The 2,705-nt window shown below is 38.1% G+C and carries 5 protein-coding genes; all 5 read right to left on the bottom strand.

What is annotated here, in order from left to right; translation table 11 throughout:
• Positions 1–650: ThuA domain-containing protein (locus tag AC1DPZ_RS25005; protein ID WP_477408593.1), on the bottom strand; the 650-nt coding region annotated here is incomplete at its 3' end.
• Positions 651–1,154: 504 nt separating this feature from the next.
• Entirely contained in the window at positions 1,155–1,370 is a 216-nt protein-coding gene (locus tag AC1DPZ_RS25010; protein ID WP_477408595.1) for a hypothetical protein, read from the bottom strand.
• A 132-nt stretch (positions 1,371–1,502) separates the two neighbouring features.
• Entirely contained in the window at positions 1,503–1,718 is a 216-nt protein-coding gene (locus AC1DPZ_RS25015) for a hypothetical protein (RefSeq protein ID WP_477408597.1), read from the bottom strand.
• Positions 1,719–1,828: 110 nt separating this feature from the next.
• On the bottom strand, positions 1,829–2,107 hold the full coding sequence (locus AC1DPZ_RS25020; RefSeq protein WP_477408599.1) for a YciI family protein: 279 nt from the start codon (positions 2,105–2,107) through the stop codon (positions 1,829–1,831).
• Between the two features lie 29 nt (positions 2,108–2,136).
• Positions 2,137–2,505: a VOC family protein gene (locus tag AC1DPZ_RS25025; RefSeq protein WP_477408601.1), complete on the bottom strand. Its 369-nt coding sequence runs from the start codon at positions 2,503–2,505 to the stop codon at positions 2,137–2,139.
• Between the last annotated feature and the right edge of the window lie 200 nt (positions 2,506–2,705).

Below are 2,705 nucleotides of genomic sequence, written 5' to 3' on the forward strand. Positions count from 1 at the left end.
TCATGCGGCTTTGGCCCGGTACCCAACGGAAAACTGGTTGAGTCGATAGATAATAAGATATCAATATCCGGATTTTTACGCAGGTCATGCTCCCATCGGTACCACTCGTTTGGTTGTGTTTTGAAAGTTGCGGGCAAACCTTTGGTTACGGGATGTTTGGCATCCGCCACCCGTAAAATAGCCGATGTAGGGTGCCAGGTATTACTTACATACTGACCCGATCCCAGGAACTCATTATGGTACCAGTCCCAATTTTGCGGATAATCCGACGGCGTAAGTGCGAATGCAGAGAAATGAAAGCCCATCCAGGCGCCGCCATTTTTCATGTATTGCTCAAATGCAGCCCGTTGTGCAGGATCATCCGGACGGGTATCTAAAAACAGCACCACCTGGTATCTGGTCAAAAAACGCCGATTCATGTTGCCCCAGTTATTGGTAGAATCGTAGGTGAAATTGTATTTTTTGCCCATATCCGGGAAACGCTTGTTAGCTTCGTGCACAAAACTAATATGCGCCTTATCATTACGACCGGTGTAAAAGGCTATCACTTTAAAAGGTTTTTTGTTTTGTGCAGCGGCAGTGTAAAAGCTTAAACAAATTATACAAAACACAATTACCGGCGCTGTAATTTTTGAAATGCGGGTGGTCATGGTTATTGGTTGCTGATTGTTGTGTAAAACTAAACCATTTTAATTTAATGTGGGATGAGCGGTAGAGGCCCATAGACCATTGTCAATAGCCAAAATCATCATAGCAAACAAAAAAAACACACTAATCGGTTAAATCATAATCAATCGGCGAAATCCATTTAAAAAAAAACAGCCGTTGCGTTACGGCAAACGGCTGCTCCTAAGTTAGTGCCCCTGATTACATAACTTATTATTCAAAAGTATAGCAGCAGAATTATAATAATGCAAGGAATATTACTGAATTATCATTCGGGATTTACTTGTTTTATATTGAGGATTTTACGCGCCAGGTTACTCCTACTATAAAAGCCACAAGCCAACTTATTGATTTTAAATTGTATATATTCAAATGAAAATGCCCGGTACAAAGCACCGGGCATAAGTATTAAATATAGGTACATAAATTGGGTGCGAATAGATAAGCCAAATCACAGGCTTTTTTTTACTGCCTTATAGTGAATATCCTTAGGCCGCGGAAATATTATTGACTTTTTGCTGCTTTTGATTGTGCCAGATGCCAATTGTACAAATAGCTATACTCAGCAACAAAAAAAACTCGATGTAAATATGGATAAAAGGGATGCCTTGCCAGGTGGATACAAACATCGAAGAAAGATCTGGCAGCAATAAACCCAATAAAGGGAAGCCGGCGAATATTCTGAAAATTTTTAATTCTTCCATACTTAATCATTTAATAAGCACAATCTACAACTTCAGAGAGTAAAAAGCAAATATTATAAGTAAAAAGAAAGTATTATTTTCTTTACGATTAAATTAATACAAAAAACTTTAGTTGGGTATATTATAAATAAGCTATAAGCCTAAGTGATCTTCAATGCCTTTACCTATTTGCTGCAACGGTATTTGATGATCACCAAAACKGTGTTCAATAACTTCCCACCCATGAAAACTTGTTTTGGTGATGATATGAAACGAGGAGTGGTTAAAAACATTATAGGTAGCTTTACCCGTTGTTGCCCTGATAATCTTATATGTTTTTTGATTAACTGCTAACTCAAAAGATTCCATAATAATGTTTGCACAAACATATATGGTAATATACGTTTAAGCAAGCACTAAACTACCCGTATTTTAACCCATTGTAAACCCGGTGTTTTAACTAATACAAAACCGGTACCTTAAAAAGGCATAGCCCTAACCAGCTCAAGCAAATTTTGGCGTACTGCCGGGTCGTTATCTATAATTTGCTCCAGTTCGGTATCTGATGCTACATATACAATTACAAAATTGCGGCCCTGGTTCCAAAAGTCGCCGCGTAATAATACTTTACCTATTTTTTTAAGATTTTCATAATAGCTAACGCGCTCGGCAATACAGGGTTCATTATAGTTAGTTTCTTTTTCTTCAAAAAACAGCATCACATGATGCGGATTTTTATAGGCTGATGCTGGTATCATAACAAGATGATTATGTATTTAATACTTAATTAGTTATTGCAGGTTACCTCGGTAAGTATATTACCAGGGGCATTAAAATAAAAACCATAGCCACCACGCATATTTGCCGGGGCTTGTTCGGCAGCGAAGCCGCCAGCTAAAAGGCGGTTATATACATCGGTAACATCCTGGCGGTTCTCAAGCAGGAAACCAACGTGAAATGCATCCGGAAAAGTACTGTTGCCATTACGGTTAAAATTATTGGCCATTAGTACAAGGGTAAAACCATCGGTACCCTGTAATATGGCAATTAAGTTATCGCCTTTTTTTTCGGTACATTTAAAATTAAAGTACTGTTCAAAAAAACTGCTGCTGGCCGCAACATCGTTTACCGGCAGGTTGATATGGTTTAATTTCATAATTATATATCTTTAATAAATTAGCGTTCGCATTTTATCAGTTCAATTTTTTAAGGTTTTAGTGCTTTTATAACCAATTGCAGGGCTTGCATCATCAGGTCGTCATTCAGCTCAAAGTTTCCGTTTGCATAGCTGCGGCCCTGGTAGTGAAATTTTATAAGCTGGTACAAGGGCGCAAAAGCTATTGACCAGTATACTTC

The sequence above is a fragment of the Mucilaginibacter sp. P4_G9 genome (genome assembly GCF_056400985.1).